Origin of the sequence: Bartonella sp. AP40SXNS, from assembly GCF_042195825.1 — a bacterium.
Classification (GTDB): domain Bacteria; phylum Pseudomonadota; class Alphaproteobacteria; order Rhizobiales; family Rhizobiaceae; genus Bartonella.
This window is the reverse complement of sequence record NZ_JBHIPB010000007.1, coordinates 45,999-66,021: the sequence shown is the minus strand read 5'-3', so window position 1 is coordinate 66,021 and position 20,023 is coordinate 45,999. Positions and strand designations below refer to the sequence as shown.

Below are 20,023 nucleotides of genomic sequence, written 5' to 3'. Positions count from 1 at the left end.
AATGTAAAACTCAATTACTATTGTCCTATTTAAGAACATATACAGCAAAACACAATGATTCAGCATAACTCAATTTGTTGAAAATGGAAAAATGATATCATTGTTGTCAATGCAAATTACTGCTAAATAGCTTTATATAAACAGTTTGTGCTTTTTAGAGGAAAATTATGAAAAAAATAGCCATAGGGACCTTAGGTGGAACAATTGCAATGACGGCTGATAGTTTTGGTCACATGCAACCGACTTTAACTTCAGATAACCTCATAAAAAGTGTTCCTGCTTTAAATAACGTTGCTGATATTCATGCACAAACATTAATGCAAATACCAAGTGGATCTTTATCGTTTCAAATGCTTTTTGAAATAATTAAGTGGGCAAAACAACAAATAAACGCTGGTGCAGAAGGTATTGTTTTAACACAAGGGACTGATACTCTGGAAGAAACAGCTTTTTTTCTTTCTCTTTATTGGAAAGAAGCTGAACCTCTCATCATAACCGGTGCTATGCGCATGCCTCATGAAGCAGGAGCCGATGGCCCAGCTAATATTTTAGCAGCCACTCATGTTGCGGCAGCCCCACAAAGTCGTAACAGAGGCGTTCTCGTTGTCATCAATGATACAATTCATTCACCTTATTGGCTCTATAAAAGCCATACCGTCAAAGTCGAAACATTTCAATCAGGTCTTGCAGGTGTTTTAGGAACTATTTTAGAGGAAAAACTTATTTATTTCAATGATCGAAAATTTTTCCCAAAAACGTTTGATTTTCCCCAAAACCATGATCATCAAATTGCACTCCTCTATTCCTCTTTATCTTCTGATGCACAATTAATGAAACTCTGCCTCGAAAGTGGGTATTATGCTGGGCTTGTTATTGCAGGTTTTGGTGCAGGACACTGTAGTTTTCAAGAAGCAGACCTCGTACAACAATATGCACAAAAAATACCAATCATTATTGCTAGTCGTTGTTGTAATGGCTCCACAACTCGTATAACTTATGGCTATAAAGGCTCAGAAATCGATATGATTGCTTCTGGTGCGCTCATGTCTGGTTATTTATCAGCCGTAAAAGCGCGTCTACTTTTATGGGCTTTTTTGGCGCAAGGGTATTCATTGGAACAAATCCGTGTAGATTGGAATGACTGGACGATAAGCTAACAAAAAATGACCTATTATCTTGAAGAAGAGAGCATGAAAAACAAAATTTACTTGAATACAAAGCCGTTCACATGTCCGTTCTTAATCGATTGCTGCGGCAAAAAAATTCTCGACCAATACAAATGATTGATACGACTATACAAAAAATTAATCAGAAAGATAATCTGGTCAAATCCGTTTCTGACCGATATTCACCCTACCGTGTCTTTACTGCACAACAATGGTCAGAGTTTCGTGCAGATACACCTCTTACTTTGACTTTTGATGAAATTAAGCGTTTACGCTCTATGGATGATCCTATCGATCTTGAGGAAGTTCAACGCATTTATCTTTCTTTATCGCGTTTGTTATCATGCCATGTTGAAGCCGTACAGGAACTTTTTCACAAACGTCAGAAGTTTCTCCATCAAGAAGAGATGAGGAAAACGCCTTTTATTATTGGAATTGCTGGTTCTGTAGCAGTAGGAAAATCAACCACTGCTCGCATTCTTCAAGAACTATTGAAACGTTGGACATCTAGTCTTAAAGTTGATCTGATCACAACGGATGGTTTTCTCTATCCTAACGCAATCTTACAGCAAAAAAATCGTATGAATCGTAAAGGATTTCCTGATTCTTATGACATTAAAAAATTGCTATGCTTTCTTTCTGCTATAAAAGCAGGTGTCGGAAATATTCGTGCTCCGCTTTACTCACATATGACCTATGATGTTCTAGAAAACCAGACAATTGCCATTGACCATCCTGATATTTTAATTGTTGAAGGTATTAATGTATTACAGGTCAGTGATCTTCCTAAAGATGGGAAAGCCATTCCTTTCGTATCTGATTTTTTTGATTTTTCAATTTATGTCGATGCTGAAACAGAAGTCATTCGTCACTGGTATTTGGAACGTTTTAAACGTTTGCGTAAAACAGCTTTCCAAAATCCTGAATCCTATTTTCATCGTTATGCCCACCTCAATGAAAAAGAAGCCTCAAAAATTGCTGAGGATCTTTGGCAAACGATTAATTTAAAAAATTTACAAGAAAATATATTGCCAACACGACCAAGGTCCAATCTCATTCTACGAAAGGGAAAAAATCATTTGGTCGAATATGTCGCACTTAGACGACTATAAGGATCTCATAACTATGCACCACCACCCCATTCATTTTACCTCAACGCGTATCGATAACAGTTGCCCTATCATCTTGGTAAACCAAAGAACTCTTGCCAACTTATCACTTGATGCGTCAACAACAGCATGGATAAAAGTTAATGACTTTACTGGTAAAGCAGGACAAATACTCTTTATTCCTCACGAAACGGGGCATTTAAAAAAAGTTTTATTTGGAATTGGCAATGGTAACGATCCTTTTATCACAGGAGTTCTTGCTCAAAAACTTCCTGCTGGTCAATGGCATTTAGAAGGTACAACCTCTGATGAAATAAATACCTATCTTGGATTGGCATTCGGCAGTTATCAATTTAATCGCTATCGTCAAAATTCTTCTTTCAAATCTTTATCTATCCATGTCAATGAGGCAATTGATCTTAATGAACTCCAACGAATTTATGAAGCTGTCTTCTTTGTCCGTGATCTCATTAATATTCCAGCCAATGATATGAACCCTGATACTCTCGAAAAAGAAGTACGACAACTAGGAAAAATTTATGGTGCTCATGTCCAAAGTATTTGTGGAGATGATCTCTTAACCCATAACTTTCCGATGATTCATGCCGTAGGACGAGCAGGCAGTACTCCACCACGACTGATTGAGTTACTCTGGGGCCAAGAACATCATCCTAAAATAACGTTGGTGGGCAAAGGCGTAACTTTTGATACTGGAGGACTCGATATTAAATCAGCCAATAACATGTTGCTTATGAAAAAAGATATGGGGGGTGGAGCAAACGTTTTGGGATTGGCTAAACTTATCATAGATGCAAAATTGCCTTTCCGTCTCCGTGTTTTGATTCCAGCCGTAGAAAATGCAATTTCTGCCAATGCTTACCGACCAGGTGATATTCTTAAAAGTCGTAAAGGCTTAAGTGTTGAAGTGGGCAATACAGATGCTGAAGGGCGACTTGTCCTTGCTGATGCACTCGCCTATGGTGATGAAGAAAGTCCACAATTCATGCTTTGCATGGCTACTTTAACAGGAGCAGCCCGTATAGCATTAGGACCAGATCTTCCGGCATTTTATTGTAATGATTCACTATGGGCACAACAAATTTCTGAATCTGCTCACGCTGTTTTTGATCCTCTTTGGCAAATGCCCCTTTGGAAACCTTATCAAGAGATGTTATCATCACCAATTGCTGACCTTAACAATGTAACTGGAAATAGCTTTGCTGGCTCTATAATCGCTGCTTTATTTCTTAATTCTTTTGTTGAAAAAACTGAACATTTTGCGCATTTTGACCTTTATGGATGGGTTCCAAAAGAAAAACCAGGATACCCTATTGGTGGATCAGCACAAACTATCCGTGCCCTTTATAATATTTTTAAAAATGAGTTTTGACACAAATATCCACAAAAATGGACAATTTTGCAGCTTAAAGAATAATTGGTCTTACACTGTGTTCTTGGTTTTATTGGAAGATAAAAATCTTACCAAGACAGTTTTCGTGAGTCTTCTTAAAGGTGAGATGCCCAAAAATGGAAAGCAAAAAAATGATCTCTAAAGACCCAAGGCTTTATGCATTCAGAGATGATCTAGCAGATCAACGTCTTGAAACAGAAATTACAGCTCAGCGCTTTGTTCAAGGTAAAAAAAGACGTGTTAATACCGCGGTCGCCGGACTTTTTAAAGAAAATAGTAAAAACAGTGAAAGACAAACAGAATGCTTATTCGGAGAAGAGCTTCTCATTTTTGAACAAGGGGAAACGATGTCGTGGGGGCAATCACTCAAGGATGGTTATGTCGGTTATATTGATACAAAAGTTCTTTGTTCATCAACCATAAAACAAACGCATGTGGTTTCAGTACCACGCACATTTAAATATTTACACGCTGACTTACGTGGACCGATAAGCTCCCCTTTATCTATGGGAAGCAAAGTCAGTGTTGTTGATGAAATTGAAGTCTGTGATACAACGTATTCTATTCTTGAAAATGGAACAGCTATCATTACGAGCCATCTCAGCCCCATTGGACGTGTATACGAAGATTATGTTACTGTTGCAGAAACCTTTATTCATACACCTTATCTTTGGGGTGGTGTCAGCGGTTTTGGAATTGATTGTTCGGGACTCATTCAGCTCTCTATGATGATGACCGATCAAATAGTTTTACGAGACACCGATATGCAGCAAGAAACTATAGGTAAGCTTCTTACAGACACTGATAAACTTCAACGAGGCGATTTGGTTTTTTGGAAAGGTCATGTGGCTATTATGGTTGATCATGAAAATATTATTCACGCTAATGGTTTTTCTATGGACGTTATGATCGAGCCATTGGAAGAAGCAATTACGCGTATCGCTAAAAAAAATCAATATCCCATCGCAAAACGTCGCCCAATTCAAGAAATTTAATACATGCCTCCTATAAAAAATTAATTGAATGTTTTTTATTATACAATAGATTGATTTATAAGGATAATTATCCATTATTTACTCTGTGTCAAGCATTCTAAATATCGTAAAATTCTCTCATTTCAAATCGGTTTTTATGTTGAATCAATCAAAATCGCTTGCTTGTTCATCACAAGCAAAATTGATGTATAAGTAAAAATATCCCTTATGAAGGTTCTCAAATGCCAAGAGCTATCATAATAACATTGGGACCAACTTACTCCTTCGTAAGCGTAAAGATAGTATGCTCAATAGATTTTACATTATTTCCATATTTCCATGGGAGCTTTAACGTTATACCATTCACTAGTGCGGCACGAAACGGGTTTTGGAGCATTGCGAAATGCCTCTTTTAAACAAGCTCGTGAATACGCAGCACAATGCCGCTCTACATTACGTAAAGAACGCGCTCCTCTTAATCAAAAGCAACATTTTTGATCTTTTCTTAAAATCCATATTCATTTAGAAATCTTTATCAATATTCGCCTATCTTTAAATACTGAGAAAACTAATCGACCGTCTTACTGAAGAACTTTCATTAAAATATCATATAGTCAATTATAAATCGTATTACATAACTTAAATAAGAGTTCTTAATATTATCATATTTCACTGTTTCAAATACCTTTATTACAAGTCAATAAAGAAATAAGCGTATTATAAAAAAATGAAAATAAAGATTACTACGCAGATTTATTATTTCTTTTCTATTCAGTTTTATGTTTTTTTAAATATACAAAAATAATATATTCCTTATTTATATACTTACCTAGGTAGCTTTTTCTCCATCTCTCATACCATAGATATGTATGATATATAGTTCTCTAAGAAGTCTTATTTTCATGTTTTCTTTTATATTTAATCATTCATTAACCGTATGTTTTATTTTTTTAAAATTATTTTTTAAATTACATACCACTCTTTTTATTCGTACGTTATTGAACATTTTTTTGATTGGGAAATCGTATAACATCAAGAAAAATAAAACTTATGATTACAAAACAATACGTTATTATATAATATATGTATTACATATGATAATTAGGATTTTGGTCATGTAAAACAATCTCTAATAATAAACACAAAGCGTTCTTTTTTAAAGCATTTTTTGAATTTTTTCTATTATTGATATCCTATGAAATAAATACTCCTAATATCTCTCAGTGCATCCAAGACAATCTCTCAATGATAATCGCGAAAAGTATAAATCCATTATCTACCACCATTTTTATGCTTATAAAGCGTGCAAAGGCATCATTATATACTTTGCTAATTCTCAATGTTGCGATAACCCTTGGCTAGTGGAGAGTGTTCTTTCAGCACGTATTTTATTTCTTTCTTAAATAATTTTAACATGCCCCGCCCCGCTTGGAACATGAAAAAGAATGATTTTGATTAATTTAAAATAAGACAGTTTTGAAATGAGAAAATTTTTTACGACTCTGGACTTCCCCATGCAACATAAAAAATTATATTATCATTATAACTCAATATATTGGTTTATATTTAAACAATATTCCCTGCTTATAACACATCAAAGAAGGTGATTTTTCAATACCTGAACCAATGGTTTATCAGCATCAGGCATAGGGTATTTATCAAGATCATTAATAAAAACCCATTCTAAATTTTGCCCTTCTCGTCCTTGTGCAACGCCCTCATAATGGTTACAAAGATACAATGGCATTAAGAGATGAAATGTTTTATAGCTATGACTTGCAAATGTTAAAGGGTGTAAATTATTTGGTTGAACATAAATACCAAGCTCTTCCTCTAGTTCACGAATCAATGATGCTTCCGGAGTTTCACCTTGCTCAACCTTGCCACCAGGAAACTCCCATAAACCAGCTAGTGATTTTCCTTCAGGACGCTTAGTTAGCAAAACACGATTATTCTGATCGAACAATGCGCATGCAACAACAAGAAGAATGGAACTTTTTATATACATATTACTCGCCAATAGGGATCATAAAGATAACTGTCTTTATCTATCATACCCCTCCTGCTCTTAAAAGAACTTACATCCTTCATTTTTTCTGAAAAATAATAAGCTGTTAAATATAAAATGCATCCATTAACTTCTATAATTGCTGTTGATCATAACGTACTCTTTTGTTAAATCGCAAGACCAAACTGTCGCTGTACCATTACCCAAACCGATATCAACACGAATTGTGATGTGCTTACCTTGCATATAAGTACCTATTGTCTCTTCACAATATTCAGGATCTCGTTCGCCATTGATCGCCACACGATGCTCACCAAACCAAATCATCAATAGATCACGATCGACTTCAACACCAGCCTTCCCAACGGCCATAACCACCCGTCCCCAATTCGCATCTTCACCGGCAATAGCCGTTTTTACAAGTGGTGAATTTGCAATTGACAAAGCAATCGTTTTTGCAGCATCGTTTGTTGTAGCACCAATTACATTAACCTCAATTAAATGACGAGCACCTTCACCATCACAAACAACTTGTAATGCGAGCTCGTGCAAAAGTGCACTCAAGTGCTTTGAGAACACTTCATAACGCGGATCTGTTTTACATCTAATGCAGGGAAAATGTTCTTTTCCTGTCGCAAACAACATAAGCGTATCTGAAGTTGAGGTATCACTATCAACAGTAATTGAATTAAAAGAACCCTCAACTGCCTCTGATAACATGGATTGGAGTGCATCCGAAGAAATAGTAGCATCACTAACTACAAATGACAGCATTGTCGCCATATCGGGTGCAATCATACCAGCACCCTTTGCAATTCCATTAATGGTAACACACTCTCCCCCACAGTCAAAAGTGCGCGTCGCAAGTTTTGGAAATGTGTCCGTTGTCATTATGGCTTTCGCAGCTTCCAACCAATTTCCCTCTTCTGCTGTCTCTGTCATACTTGGTAAAAGATTGACAATACCCGAGGCATCCATTGGCTCACCAATAACACCTGTGGAAGCTATAAAAACTTCATCTTCTCTAACCTTTAAAGCGTTCGCTGCTGCATATATTATTTCATTCGTTGTGTGCTTTCCTTTGCTTCCTGTAAAAGCATTTGCATTTCCAGAATTTACAACAACAGCTCTAGCAACCCCATGAGGAAGCGATGCGCGACAATGCTCTACAGGAGCAGATGGACATTTAGAACGTGTAAAAACGCCTGCCACACTCGCTGGCTCATCGAATATAATCAAAAGAAGATCTGTACGACCTTTATATTTAATCCCAGCTTCAACTGTTGATATCCGTACACCAGATAATGGAGAAAGCTCCTGGATCTTTTGAGGCGACAAAGGAGAGACTTTCAAAACCACAATATGCTTTCTATAAAAAAATGAAATGATTGCAGATCAATAACCTCTCATAGAAAACTGCTAGATTTTTTGAACAAAACCAACCTAGCAAATTATCTATTAAAGAGGCTATCTACTTATTTTCCTAGCTATTCCGTATCTTCTTCATCGGACGTCTCATCGGGAAGCAGCGTCCCATTTTGATGAAGCGATTCCATGATTTTTGTAACATTAGGATCAGGGTATTTCACATCTATCTTGCTACGTAAATCAACAATCAGTTCTTGATAGCGCTTTTTTATCAGCTGTGTACGCAACATTTCTTTAACATCATCAAATGCAGGAGGTTGTTTTACACGACGATCCTCTAATTTAATAATATGCCAACCAAAAGGACTTTCAACAGGTTGTTTAGTGTATTCGCCAACTTTTAAACCAAATGCGGCATCTTCAAAAGGCTTGACCATTTGACCATGGCTAAAATAACCAAGATCACCTCCAACAGCAGCGGAACCATCTGTTGAACTTTTCTTTGCAATCTCTTCAAAATTTTCACCTTTATTTAAATGCTTAATGATAGCTTCTGCTTCTTTTCTCGTTTTGACCAAAATATGACGTGCTTTAACCTCATCCTCTTTAGGTAAAGCAGCGACTTCCTGCTTATAAAGAGCTTCCAAATCAGTATCCGATATTTTGTCAACAATCGTCTGTTTAAAATAAAGCTGTTGAAGAACATTATCACGCATAACTGCCATACGTTTATCGTAAGCTTCTGTCTTATCAAGACCCTTGCTTCTTGCTTCTTTTGCAAGTGCTTGCATATCCAAATAAGCTTTTAGAACCATCATACGACGTTGTTCATCAGGAAAACGTGCTAAATTAGGATTTATTTCAAGTGCTAAATCATCCAATTGACCTGCTGTAATATTTTTCCCATCAATAACTGCCATAACATGAGAAGGAGAAATTGCTTTTTCAGAAGCTTTCTCCAAAGTTTTTAAATCATTCGATGGTGAATTCACACCTTCTTGGGCTTTCACCCCTAAACTTGTACTTGCCAATAAAGTTGATGCTAAAAACAGCGTGATAAAGTTGAATTTCATAAATATACTCCTTAAAAGTGAAGGCAGGTTCAAGATTCCAATTTTCTTTACCATAACACTTTATTCTTTAAATATAGAGAAATAAATTAGTAATTTCATTGTAAAAAATATAAAATCGTTCTTTTATCTCGGTTTCTACAACCCTATCTAATGCAAATGAAAAACATGATCATAGAGAAAAATGACATATTGTATCTTCAATTACTTTGTATTGTATCAGTTAAATAGCATACCTAAAGTTGACATAGCGCGCTTAGCCTCTTATCTCTGCGTTACAATTAAAATGGAAAATTGCACACCAGCAAGTATAATGATACCATCTGCATTTCATTATATCTCTAATGATATCAGAAAACTTAAAGAAAATGTAGAGAATGGGGAAAACGTATGAATTACCCAACAAAAGTGACAATAATTAAAAGAAAGGGCCAGTGATGGTCGGTTTAGGTGTTTTTGCACGTAAATTTTTTGGTTCAGCTCATGAGCGACGCCTCAAAGCACTCCGCCAAAAAGTTGCACAAATTAATGCTTTGGAAGAACAATTCGTAAAATTAAGTGATGAGCAGCTTTACCAAAAAACAGATGCCTTTCGTAAACGTCTTAGTGGAGGTGAAAGTATTGATTTGCTCTTACCAGAAGCTTTCGCAACTGTTCGTGAAGCAGCAAAACGTGTTTATGACATGCGTCCTTTTGACGTACAACTTATTGGTGGAATGGTCCTTCACGACTGCGGCATAGCTGAAATGCGTACTGGTGAAGGTAAAACATTAATGGCAACTCTACCAATTTATCTCAATGCATTGGAAGGTAAAGGCGTTCATGTTGTGACAGTAAACGATTATCTCGCCAGTCGTGATGCTGAAACAATGGGGAAAATTTTTAGTTTTCTAGGGCTTACAACAGGCGTGATTCTTCATGATCTTGATAGTGAAGCCCGCCGAGAGGCATATGCATGCGACATCACCTATGCCACAAATAATGAACTAGGTTTTGACTATTTGCGTGATAATATGGCCTTCGATCATAGTCAAATGGTCCAACGTGGACATCATTACGCAATTGTTGATGAAGTTGATTCGATTCTTATTGATGAAGCCCGTACCCCCCTTATTATTTCTGGTCCTCTAGAAGATCGTACTGACTTCTATAACCTTATTGATACATTTATTCCTGCCTTAACTCCAGAAGACTATGAAATAGACGAAAAACAAAAAACAACGACCTTTACCGAAGTTGGTACTGAAAAAATTGAAAAAATGCTCGAACAAGCTGGGCATCTTAAAGGTGAGAGTCTTTATGACATAGAAAATGTCGCTATCGTTCATCATGTCAATAATGCTCTAAAAGCTCACAAACTGTTTGCTCGCGATAAAGATTATATTGTTCGCAATGATGAGATCGTTATTATTGACGAATTTACAGGGCGAATGATGCCTGGGCGGCGTTATTCTGAAGGACTTCATCAAGCTTTAGAAGCTAAAGAGCATGTTGCTATTCAACCAGAAAACCAGACACTTGCTTCCATCACTTTCCAAAATTACTTCCGTATGTATAGAAAATTATCTGGCATGACTGGAACTGCAACAACAGAAGCCGAAGAATTCAGAAATATTTATGGTCTTGACGTTGTCGAAGTTCCTACAAATTTGCCAATACAACGTATTGATGAAGATGATGAGATTTATCGAACAGCAGAAGAGAAATATCGGGCAATTGTGCGTGATATCCGTCAAGCACACGAAAAAGAACAGCCTATTCTTGTTGGAACAACCTCTATTGAAAAATCAGAACAATTGGCAGAACGTTTGCGAAAAGAAGGCATTACCGATTTTAGAGTCTTAAATGCTCGCTATCACGAACAAGAAGCATATATCATTGCGCAAGCAGGAGTTCCTAGAGCTCTCACCATTGCAACCAACATGGCAGGACGCGGTACGGATATACAACTTGGTGGTAATGTTGAAATGCGCATTCGACAAGAGTTACAGGATATCCCCGAAGGTCCAGAGCGGACAGCTAAAATTGAAGAAATAAAAAAAGATGTCAAGCAACTTAAAGAAAAAGCTTTAGCGGCTGGAGGGCTTTACGTTATCGCTACTGAACGTCATGAAAGCCGTCGTATTGATAACCAGCTTCGTGGACGTTCTGGTCGCCAAGGCGATCCTGGTCGCTCAAAATTCTTTCTCTCTCTTCAAGATGATCTTATGCGTATCTTTGGCTCCAACCGTATGGATGGTATGCTACAAAAACTTGGATTGAAAGAAAATGAAGCTATTATCCATCCATGGATTAATAAAGCCCTTGAAAAAGCACAAAAAAAGGTCGAAGCACGAAACTTTGAAATTCGTAAAAATCTGCTAAAATATGATGATGTCATGAATGATCAACGCAAAGTTATTTTTGAACAGCGTATGGAGGTCATGAATGCAGATGATTTATCAGAAATGATCCTTGAAATGCGTAATGAAGTCGTAGAGGATCTCGTAGAGGCTTATATTCCATCAGGGACATATTCTGAAAAATGGGATGCAAAAACTCTCGAAGAAGAGCTTCAACAACTCTTTAATCTTGAGCTTCCAGTGGAAGAATGGGCAAAAGAAGATGGAATTGCCGAGGAGCAAATTCTAGAGCGTGTATCAGATGCTGTTACAAAACTTGAAAATGATCGTACTGAACGATATTCTCCAGAAGTTATGGCTTATTTTCATAAAGCAGTGTTGCTCGAAACTATTGACACGTTATGGCGTGAACATCTGGTAAGTTTAGACCATTTGCGTTCTGTTGTTGGGTTTCGTGGTTATGCGCAGCGGGATCCACTCAATGAATATAAGACAGAATCATTTGAACTCTTTCAAAGTATGTTGAAAAATTTGCGCAGAATTGTCACTTCTAAACTTATGCGCTTCGAAATTATTCAACAACCCACAGAACCAACCATGCCTGAGCAAACGGATGCTGTTTCATCCGTCTTTAATGATCAAAGTCAAGAAAATGCTCCAACCTTATGGGCACGATCACAAGAAAATAGATTTGTTAATCCACAAGATCGTGACCCTAACGATATAACCACATGGGGAAAAGTTGGACGTAATGAGCGTTGTCCTTGCGGTTCAGAGAAAAAATACAAACACTGTCATGGAGCCTTTGTTTGAAAAGTAAACTATGCAAATGAATAAAAAGCGAAATTATGAGCAAGAATTGCGCACAGCTGGTTTAAGAGTAACACGTCAACGACGTGTTATTCTTGATATTTTGACGGATACAAATGATCATCCCAATGCATTTGAAATTTTTCAGCGTGCAAACAAAATAGATTCGAATATTTCACTCTCAACGGTTTATCGAACCATGAAAATATTAGAAGGAAATGGAACAATTCATCGCCATAGCTTTAGTGGTGGTCCATCTCGTTTTGAGCAAGCAGATGGGCAACATCATGATCATCTTATTGATATAGAAACAGGACAAGTTATCGAGTTTCATTCTGATGTTATTGAAAAGCTGCAAGAGGAAATTGCAAAATCCCTTGGCTATGATATTATTCATCATCGCCTTGAACTTTACGGAAAAAAAAACTCTTAAAAAAATGATTATATATCATTAGATAAAATACCTCAGGCAAATCAAATTTTATAAAAATTTACCTTTAAAATATAATAGTTTTCATTGGCAAAAAAAAAGAATTGCTTTATTACCTCTTTTTGTATGATGCTATACGGTAATTCATTGCCGATATTATCACAAAAAATCATTGCAAAAAAATATTATAAAAATTGTATTATGAAAAATTAGGCCAATATTATCATGGTTTCTTTGCCACAAGATCGTATGAAACAGCTTGAAAAGCGCTTTGAAATAATTGAAAGCCAAATGACAACAAATCCAAATGCTGAAACATATGTCAAATTAGCTTCTGAATATGCAGAACTACAACCCGTTATTACCTCTATACGCGCATTAAATGCTCTTTACGGAGAGATTACAGAATTAGAAGCGATTATCAACGATAAACAAACAGATATAGAGATGCGTAACCTTGCCCAGGAAGAGCTACCATCGTTATATAAAAAAGGAGAGCAATTTGAAAAAGAACTCCAGATTCTGCTTTTGCCTAAAGATGTTGCTGATGAAAAAAGCGCTATTATTGAAATTCGAGCAGGAACGGGTGGATCAGAAGCAGCACTTTTTTCCGGTGATCTTTTTCGCATGTATGAACGTTATGCCCATGCTCACCATTGGAAAGTAGAAGTTATTTCACTCAGTGAGGGGGAAGTTGGCGGATATAAAGAGATTATTGCTAGCATTTCAGGAAAAGGTGTCTTTTCTAAATTGAAATATGAATCAGGTGTCCATCGTGTGCAACGCATCCCTGAAACAGAGACAGGTGGACGTATCCATACATCTGCTGCTACCGTTGCTGTACTTCCAGAGGCTGAAGATATTGATATTGATATTCGTCCTGAAGATATTCGTATCGACACAATGCGTGCATCTGGAGCAGGAGGACAGCATGTTAATACAACGGATTCAGCTGTTCGTATCACGCATATTCCAACAGGAATTATGGTCGTACAAGCAGAAAAATCACAACATCAAAACAGAGCACGAGCCCTTCAAATTTTACGGGCACGCTTATTCGATATCGAACGACAAAAAGCGGAAAATGAACGTTCAGCTTCCCGTAAGAGCCAAGTTGGTTCTGGTGATCGTTCAGAACGTATTCGTACCTATAATTTTCCACAAGGACGCATCACGGATCACCGTATTAATCTGACCCTGTATAAGCTTGATCGCATATTGGAAGGAGATCTTGATGAGCTTATTCATGCACTCATCTCAGATCACCAAACAGCACTCCTGATGGAAATGGACAATAATTGAACAAATATTCTTTCAAAAATGTCATCCAACAAACTCAAGAAAAATTGCGCATGAAAGGAATTTCTGAAGCCAATCTCGATGCGAAAATACTCATTGAATGGATAACAGGAATAAATGCTGCTGAAAGAATTTCTCAACCAGATATACCTCTATCTTCTGAGCACATTACACAAATAGAACAGGCTGTCCAACGGCGGATTGCAGGCGAACCCGTCTACCGTATTATAGGAGAACGAGAATTTTATGGCATATCCTTCGCTTTGTCTCAAGAGACGTTAGAACCCCGTCCTGATACAGAAACGTTGATAGATCTTGTTCTCCCTTTCCTCAAAAAATATGTCGAAAATTCGAGAAAAATAACACTCCTTGATATGGGGACAGGAAGTGGCGCCATTGCCATTGCCATTCTTAAACACATTCCACAATCCTATGCAGTCGCTGTCGATATTTCTGAAGATGCCCTTAAAACAGCGACAAAAAATGCAAAAAATGCTGAAGTAGTACATCGCTTCACACCTCTTCTTAGCGATTGGTTTAATTCTGTCACTGGTCGCTTTGATTTCATTGTTTCCAATCCACCTTATATCCCCGCAAAAGATATCAAAAAACTTGCAAAAGAAGTGCGCTTACATGATCCATTACGCGCTCTTATCGGTGGAAAAGATGGTCTTGATTTTTATCGTAAGCTCGCCCATGAAGCAGCCAACCACTTAAAAGAAAACGGCACTATCGCTGTTGAAATTGGTTACTCTCAAGAAAAAGAAGTTTGCAATTTGTTTGAAACAAATGGCTTTCAATGTTTAGAAATGCGCAAAGACCTCAGTGGAATACCCCGCGCACTTCTATTTGCATGCAAACATTAAAATTCCCAATCATCATCCGTGGTAGCAACCGCCTTGCCAATGACATAAGAAGAACCAGCCCCTGAAAAAAAGTCATGATTTTCGTCAGAGTTTGGTGATAAAGCTGCCAAAATAGCGGGATTAACACGACAAACCTCAGGGGGGAAAAGAGCTTCAAAACCTAAATTCATTAAAGCCTTGTTAGCATTATAATGAAGAAAAATTTTAACATCTTCCGTCAATCCAAGTGCATCATAAAGATCTTCAGTATATTTGCACTCGATGTTATAAAGGTCAAAGAGCAGGTTAAAAGCAAAATCTTTAATTTCTTGTCTTTTGGCTTCATCAAGCTTTGCAAAGCCCAATTGGAATTTATAACCTATATAATAACCATGAACTGCTTCATCACGAATGATTAGTCGAATGAGGTCTGCTGTATTGGTCAACTTAGCGCGACTGGCCCAATACATGGGCAAATAAAAACCAGAATAAAATAAAAAGCTTTCCAGCAAAGTCGAAGCAATTTTTTTCTTAAGTGGATCATTTGCTTCATAACGCTCAAGTACTAATCTAGCCTTTTTCTGCAAATGAATATTTTCTTCTGACCATCTAAACGCATCATCAACTTCTACCGTCGAACAAAGGGTTGAAAAAATAGAGGAATAAGAACGTGCATGAACCGCTTCCATGAAGGCAATATTCGTCAAAACTGCCTCCTCATGCTCTGTTATCGCATCAGCCAGAAGCGAAATGGCTCCTACAGTGTTTTGAATTGTATCAAGAAGCGTTAGTCCTGTAAAAACACGAATCGTTAGCTTGCGTTCTTCATCCGTTAAGCTTGACCATGAGGGAATGTCATTGGAAAGTGGAACCTTCTCAGGTAACCAAAAATTCCCAGTTAAGCGGTTCCATACTTCAAGATCTTTCTCATCATGTAATCTATTCCAATTAACAGCACACACAACAGGATTTTTGGTTGTAATCTTTGTCATATGATGATCTCCTATAAACTGCACGAAACACAGCCATCTACTTCTGTTCCACTTAATGCTACTTGCCGTAATCGTACATAATAAATACTCTTGATACCCTTTTTCCAAGCATAAATTTGTGCGCGGTTAATATCACGTGTGGTCGCTGTATCGGGAAAAAATAATGTTAATGAAAGACCTTGATCAACATGCTGTGTTGCAACAGCATAGGTATCTATAATTTTTTCAGGCCCAATCTCATAAGCATCTTGGTAAAAATTCAAATTCGTATTATCCATATAAGGAGCGGGATAATAAACGCGCCCAATTTTTCCCTCTTTGCGAATTTCAATTTTTGAAGCAATTGGATGAATAGAAGAAGTGGCATGATTAATATAGGAAATAGATCCCGTGGGTGGAACAGCCTGTAGATTGCGATTATACAACCCATACTCAACAACTAAATCTTTGAGTTCCTGCCAATCATTTTGACTTGGAATAACAATATTGTTCCGTGCAAAAAGCTCTTGTACAAGCGCAAATTGCGGTTTCCATTCTTTTTCAATATATTTTTCGAAAAAACGCCCATCTGCATAAGCTGATTTTTCAAACCCTGCAAATATTTCTTGACGTTCGCGCGCAATTAAATTGGAAGCACGTATGGCGTGATATGTCACAATATAAAAGTAGATATTGGTAAAATCAATCGCTTCTGGAGATCCATAATAAATCTGCTCACGCGCTAGAAACCCATGCAAATTCATTTGTCCCAAACCAATCGCATGACTTTCGGCATTGCCTTTCGCAATGGAAGGTACACAAGCAATATTGCTCATATCCGAAACAGCAGTCAGAGCACGAACAGCAGATTCTACGGTCTGTCCAAAATCAGGACTTTCCATTGCTTTGGCAATATTCATGGATCCAAGATTACAGGATATGTCACTTCCAATCGTGCGATACGTTAAATCTGTCTCCAGTTCACTCGCCTCACTCACCTGCAAAATTTCTGAACATAAATTGCTCATACTTATGCGCCCAGCTATCGGATTCGATCGATTAGCAGTATCCTCAAATAAAATATAGGGATAACCCGACTCGAATTGAATTTCCGCTAGTGTCTGGAAAAAAACGCGTGCACTTATTTTCTTTTTACGAATCTTTGCATTATCAACAAAGGATCGATAATGCTCCGTTAAAGAAATATCGCTAAAGGGTTTACCTGTAACACGCTCGATGTCATACGATGAGAAGAGATACATATCCTCATTATTCCGTGCAAGCTCAAAAGTAATATCAGGAATAACGACACCAAGCGAAAGCGTTTTGATTCTAACTTTTTCATCAGCATTTTCACGCTTTGTATCCAAAAACTTCATAATATCTAAATGATGAGCATGCAAATAAACAGCTCCAGCCCCCTGTCGTGCCCCAAGCTGATTGGCGTAAGAAAAAGAATCTTCCAAGAGTTTCATCACCGGTAAAACACCTGAGGACTGATTTTCTATTTGCTTAATTGGCGCTCCAGCTTCCCGCAAATTGGTCAAACAAAGCGCCACACCTCCACCACGTTTTGAAAGCTGCAAAGCCGAATTAACCGAACGACCTATCGATTCCATATTATCTTCAACACGTAGCAAAAAACACGAAACCAATTCACCACGTTGTTTTTTGCCAGCATTTAGAAATGTCGGCGTTGCTGGTTGAAAACGTCCTGTAATAATTTCATCCACAAAACTTTCCGCAAGAGCTTTATTCCCTTGTGCCAAATATAAAGCTACAAGACAGACGCGATCTTCATAACGTTCAAGATAACGTTTCCCATCAAAAGTCTTCAGTGTATAGCTGGTATAATACTTAAACGCGCCTAAAAAGGTAGGAAAACGAAATTTAAATGCATAAGCACGTTTAAAAAGCTTTTTAATAAACGAAAAATCATAAAGCTCAAACAAAGCTTTTTCATAATAACCTTCTTCTATTAAGTAATCTATTTTTTCCTTCAGGTTATGAAAAAAAACTGTATTTTGATTAACATGCTGAAGAAAATATTGCCGCGCAGCAAGCCGATCCATATCAAATTGAATATGACCATTTTCATCATAAAGATTAAGCATTGCATTCAACGCATGATAATCAGTAACCTGATCCGATTTCTGCGATTGTCCTATACCAATTGTTTCCAAAATCTTTCCAATCCCTTTTTTACATAAATAACATCTTCATCAGTTCCACGCAGCTCAAAACGATAAAGGCAAGGGACACAACATTTTTCAGCAATAATTTTACTTGCTAAATTATAATAGCGACCAAAATTACGATTCCCACCGCCAATAACACCACAAATTAATTTTCGGTTCTCAGATTCATTAAGAAACTGGACAACGGCCTTTGGCACGGCCCCTCTTCCTTCGCCATCTGCATATGTAGGAACAACCAATACATAAGGTTCACCAACCAATGCAGAAGGCTTTTTTTTATCAATTTTGAAGAGTCGTTGACCAAGCTGCGAGACAAAATGTTCTGTATTACCCGTTGCACTCGAATAATAAACAATAAGCCCCATTAAGCACAAAGACCACTAATCATATCTGGTCTAAAACCAGACCAATGATTTTCACCACAAACAACGACAGGAACCTGACGATACCCCAGAGATTGAACAAAACTATATGCTTGTTCATCACAGGAAATATCAACAACACGATAATGAATGCCTTTTGCATCAAAAGCGCGGCGTGTAGCATCACATTGGACACAAGATGGTTTACTATAAATAGTGATCGACATTTTCTTCAACTTTCACAATTCCAAACAATCAACCCTGAAAGGTCAATCTAATAATTTTATAGGTACTCAAGAATAACAAAAAACAGAAATTGTAAGCAAAACATGTGGTTATTTTCAAATAATACACAGCTTCTTAAACATAACAGAATTCCTCATCAAATAACTTCAAAAACTATGATGAGAATAAGCGATTATTCTACAACTTAAATGGCAAAGCCCCCTAGTTATAAAACAATCTTTTGCTTGCATTACAATTCCCTCCTGCTGTCTAAAAAACTAACGTTCTAAACTACCGTTTTTCAAGAGCTCTGTTTACTCTTTTACGGCAAAAATCAATTACAAAAACGAAAGGGAATCCTTCCAAAAGAGATTCTTCAGTAAAAATACTGCTATACCTTTGGCCAATAAACTCTTTACAATAATGGAAATAACTTAGATACCAAACGAAACACACTAACACCCTCTCTTGTGCTTATTTAGAATCACCAATCATTTTGATACTATATATAGTATATATACTCTCTCTTTCGTCAAGGTGAATTCAATTATTATTTTTAATTTTCCACGATCTTCCCACTAAAATTTTCAGTACTCAAAACTATGTAATAATATAACATTTTGTTGACAAACGTTATATTATTACATAGTTTCCAAAATAATAAGCAACGATGGTAAAAAATATGGATCTGCACTTCAATAAGACAACATTAGGCTATAGGAATAGAATAGCAATAAAGAACTTTTCAGCAAAGTTAAAAGCTGGTTCATTGGTTGCAATAACAGGTGATAATGGCGCTGGAAAATCGACACTGCTAAAAGCCATCGCCGGATTGATTAAACCTCTTAAAGGAAAAATTACAAAACCAAAAAAAAGCCGCATTGCTTATCTTGCTCAGCAATGTCATGTAGATCAAACATTTCCAATTGATGTGAAAACGCTTGTAAAAACAGGACTGTGGTCTTTTTGTGGATTATGGAAGAATCAGCGCCCTTATGATTCTAAGATTCAAAATGCGCTTAAAATGGTTGGGCTTACAGAACTCGCACCCCGTTCGCTTGAAACATTATCAGGCGGGCAATTGCAACGCGCTCTTTTTGCACGTATCATTGTACAAGATGCCAATATTATTTTGCTTGATGAACCTTTCAATGGTGTAGATCATAATACCCAAAAAGACCTTCTTGCACTGATCACATACTGGCAACAGCAAGGACGCACAATTCTCACAGCACTCCATAACCCTCTCATCGTGCAAGAATTTTTTCCCCAAATGATTCAAATTGATCAACAAAACGCCTTTTATGGAGAAACAACACAGTTTTTAAACAACACCCTTCATCACGTTATGCCACCTCTCACATCCAATTCTTTCCCTATTAGCGCACAAAAACAAAATCTTCTCATTAATGATCCTCTCTTTCTTAGGTTATAA

Annotated in this window: 17 protein-coding genes; 10 read left to right on the top strand and 7 right to left on the bottom strand. The window is 37.1% G+C overall.

Features of this window, described 5'->3' with window-relative positions:
- The first annotated feature begins 167 nt into the window (after positions 1-167).
- The 5 genes from ACFILZ_RS06215 (at position 168) to ACFILZ_RS06195 (ending at position 5,158) form a co-directional block, all read left to right on the top strand.
- Positions 168-1,157, top strand: a complete 990-nt coding sequence (locus tag ACFILZ_RS06215) for an asparaginase (RefSeq protein ID WP_375606777.1) — start codon at positions 168-170, stop codon at positions 1,155-1,157.
- A gap of 122 nt (positions 1,158-1,279) precedes the next feature.
- Positions 1,280-2,278, top strand: a complete 999-nt coding sequence (coaA, locus tag ACFILZ_RS06210) for a type I pantothenate kinase (protein ID WP_375606822.1) — start codon at positions 1,280-1,282, stop codon at positions 2,276-2,278.
- Positions 2,279-2,291: 13 nt separating this feature from the next.
- On the top strand, positions 2,292-3,665 hold the full coding sequence (locus tag ACFILZ_RS06205; RefSeq protein ID WP_375610549.1) for a M17 family metallopeptidase: 1,374 nt from the start codon (positions 2,292-2,294) through the stop codon (positions 3,663-3,665).
- Between the two features lie 152 nt (positions 3,666-3,817).
- A complete protein-coding gene (locus tag ACFILZ_RS06200; RefSeq protein ID WP_375610577.1) occupies positions 3,818-4,681 on the top strand; it encodes an NlpC/P60 family protein in 864 nt (287 codons plus the stop codon).
- 348 nt (positions 4,682-5,029) lie between these two features.
- Positions 5,030-5,158 carry a hypothetical protein gene (locus ACFILZ_RS06195; protein ID WP_375682358.1) on the top strand — a complete coding sequence of 43 codons (129 nt, stop codon included), beginning with the start codon at positions 5,030-5,032 and terminating at the stop codon, positions 5,156-5,158.
- A 1,096-nt stretch (positions 5,159-6,254) separates the two neighbouring features.
- Here ACFILZ_RS06195 and mutT read toward each other — a convergent pair.
- The 3 genes from mutT to ACFILZ_RS06180 form a co-directional block, all read right to left on the bottom strand.
- The gene (mutT, locus tag ACFILZ_RS06190) at positions 6,255-6,668 is read right to left on the bottom strand and encodes an 8-oxo-dGTP diphosphatase MutT (RefSeq protein WP_375610550.1); all 414 of its coding nucleotides are present in this window, start codon (positions 6,666-6,668) and stop codon (positions 6,255-6,257) included.
- A gap of 126 nt (positions 6,669-6,794) precedes the next feature.
- Positions 6,795-8,027 carry a bifunctional glutamate N-acetyltransferase/amino-acid acetyltransferase ArgJ gene (argJ, locus tag ACFILZ_RS06185; RefSeq protein ID WP_375610551.1) on the bottom strand — a complete coding sequence of 411 codons (1,233 nt, stop codon included), beginning with the start codon at positions 8,025-8,027 and terminating at the stop codon, positions 6,795-6,797.
- Between the two features lie 128 nt (positions 8,028-8,155).
- Complete coding sequence (locus ACFILZ_RS06180; protein WP_375610552.1) at positions 8,156-9,109, bottom strand: peptidylprolyl isomerase; 954 nt, start codon at positions 9,107-9,109, stop codon at positions 8,156-8,158.
- A 434-nt stretch (positions 9,110-9,543) separates the two neighbouring features.
- On the opposite strand from ACFILZ_RS06180, the gene secA reads away from it, so the two are divergent.
- From secA to prmC, 4 genes are all read left to right on the top strand, one after another.
- Positions 9,544-12,261, top strand: coding sequence for a preprotein translocase subunit SecA (gene secA / locus ACFILZ_RS06175; protein ID WP_375610553.1), 2,718 nt, complete (start codon positions 9,544-9,546; stop codon positions 12,259-12,261).
- 10 nt (positions 12,262-12,271) lie between these two features.
- Positions 12,272-12,691: a Fur family transcriptional regulator gene (locus ACFILZ_RS06170; RefSeq protein ID WP_375606771.1), complete on the top strand. Its 420-nt coding sequence runs from the start codon at positions 12,272-12,274 to the stop codon at positions 12,689-12,691.
- A 222-nt stretch (positions 12,692-12,913) separates the two neighbouring features.
- Entirely contained in the window at positions 12,914-13,990 is a 1,077-nt protein-coding gene (gene prfA / locus ACFILZ_RS06165; RefSeq protein WP_375606770.1) for a peptide chain release factor 1, read from the top strand.
- A complete protein-coding gene (prmC, locus tag ACFILZ_RS06160) occupies positions 13,987-14,853 on the top strand; it encodes a peptide chain release factor N(5)-glutamine methyltransferase (RefSeq protein ID WP_375610554.1) in 867 nt (288 codons plus the stop codon). The genes prfA and prmC overlap by 4 nt, the downstream gene beginning before the upstream one ends.
- Here the strand turns inward: prmC and nrdF are convergent.
- From nrdF to nrdH, 4 genes are read right to left on the bottom strand one after another with little or no spacing between them, the layout of a single operon-like run.
- Positions 14,850-15,824, bottom strand: coding sequence for a class 1b ribonucleoside-diphosphate reductase subunit beta (gene nrdF / locus ACFILZ_RS06155; RefSeq protein WP_273722534.1), 975 nt, complete (start codon positions 15,822-15,824; stop codon positions 14,850-14,852). The two genes, prmC and nrdF, sit on opposite strands and share 4 nt — an antisense overlap.
- Before the next feature lie 11 nt (positions 15,825-15,835).
- Positions 15,836-17,986, bottom strand: coding sequence for a class 1b ribonucleoside-diphosphate reductase subunit alpha (gene nrdE, locus ACFILZ_RS06150; RefSeq protein WP_375606768.1), 2,151 nt, complete (start codon positions 17,984-17,986; stop codon positions 15,836-15,838).
- Positions 17,968-18,366: a class Ib ribonucleoside-diphosphate reductase assembly flavoprotein NrdI gene (gene nrdI, locus ACFILZ_RS06145; RefSeq protein ID WP_375606767.1), complete on the bottom strand. Its 399-nt coding sequence runs from the start codon at positions 18,364-18,366 to the stop codon at positions 17,968-17,970. The genes nrdE and nrdI overlap by 19 nt, the downstream gene beginning before the upstream one ends.
- Positions 18,366-18,590, bottom strand: a complete 225-nt coding sequence (gene nrdH / locus ACFILZ_RS06140) for a glutaredoxin-like protein NrdH (RefSeq protein ID WP_005774163.1) — start codon at positions 18,588-18,590, stop codon at positions 18,366-18,368. Before nrdH ends, nrdI begins: the two co-directional genes overlap by 1 nt.
- 680 nt (positions 18,591-19,270) lie before the next feature.
- Between nrdH and ACFILZ_RS06135 the strand changes: the two genes are divergently transcribed.
- Positions 19,271-20,023: an ABC transporter ATP-binding protein gene (locus ACFILZ_RS06135; RefSeq protein ID WP_375610555.1), complete on the top strand. Its 753-nt coding sequence runs from the start codon at positions 19,271-19,273 to the stop codon at positions 20,021-20,023.

Excerpts from the sequence above, each read along its gene's own strand:
- nrdH (WP_005774163.1), bottom strand. The coding sequence starts at position 18,590 with ATGTCGATCACTATTTATAGTAAACCATCTTGTGTCCAATGTGATGCT.
- ACFILZ_RS06180 (WP_375610552.1), bottom strand. The coding sequence starts at position 9,109 with ATGAAATTCAACTTTATCACGCTGTTTTTAGCATCAACTTTATTGGCA.
- prfA (WP_375606770.1), top strand. The coding sequence starts at position 12,914 with ATGGTTTCTTTGCCACAAGATCGTATGAAACAGCTTGAAAAGCGCTTT.
- ACFILZ_RS06170 (WP_375606771.1), top strand. The coding sequence starts at position 12,272 with ATGCAAATGAATAAAAAGCGAAATTATGAGCAAGAATTGCGCACAGCT.
- ACFILZ_RS06215 (WP_375606777.1), top strand. The coding sequence starts at position 168 with ATGAAAAAAATAGCCATAGGGACCTTAGGTGGAACAATTGCAATGACG.
- ACFILZ_RS06205 (WP_375610549.1), top strand. The coding sequence starts at position 2,292 with ATGCACCACCACCCCATTCATTTTACCTCAACGCGTATCGATAACAGT.
- nrdI (WP_375606767.1), bottom strand. The coding sequence starts at position 18,366 with ATGGGGCTTATTGTTTATTATTCGAGTGCAACGGGTAATACAGAACAT.
- mutT (WP_375610550.1), bottom strand. The coding sequence starts at position 6,668 with ATGTATATAAAAAGTTCCATTCTTCTTGTTGTTGCATGCGCATTGTTC.
- nrdF (WP_273722534.1), bottom strand. The coding sequence starts at position 15,824 with ATGACAAAGATTACAACCAAAAATCCTGTTGTGTGTGCTGTTAATTGG.
- secA (WP_375610553.1), top strand. The coding sequence starts at position 9,544 with ATGGTCGGTTTAGGTGTTTTTGCACGTAAATTTTTTGGTTCAGCTCAT.
- ACFILZ_RS06135 (WP_375610555.1), top strand. The coding sequence starts at position 19,271 with ATGGATCTGCACTTCAATAAGACAACATTAGGCTATAGGAATAGAATA.
- coaA (WP_375606822.1), top strand. The coding sequence starts at position 1,280 with ATGATTGATACGACTATACAAAAAATTAATCAGAAAGATAATCTGGTC.
- ACFILZ_RS06200 (WP_375610577.1), top strand. The coding sequence starts at position 3,818 with ATGATCTCTAAAGACCCAAGGCTTTATGCATTCAGAGATGATCTAGCA.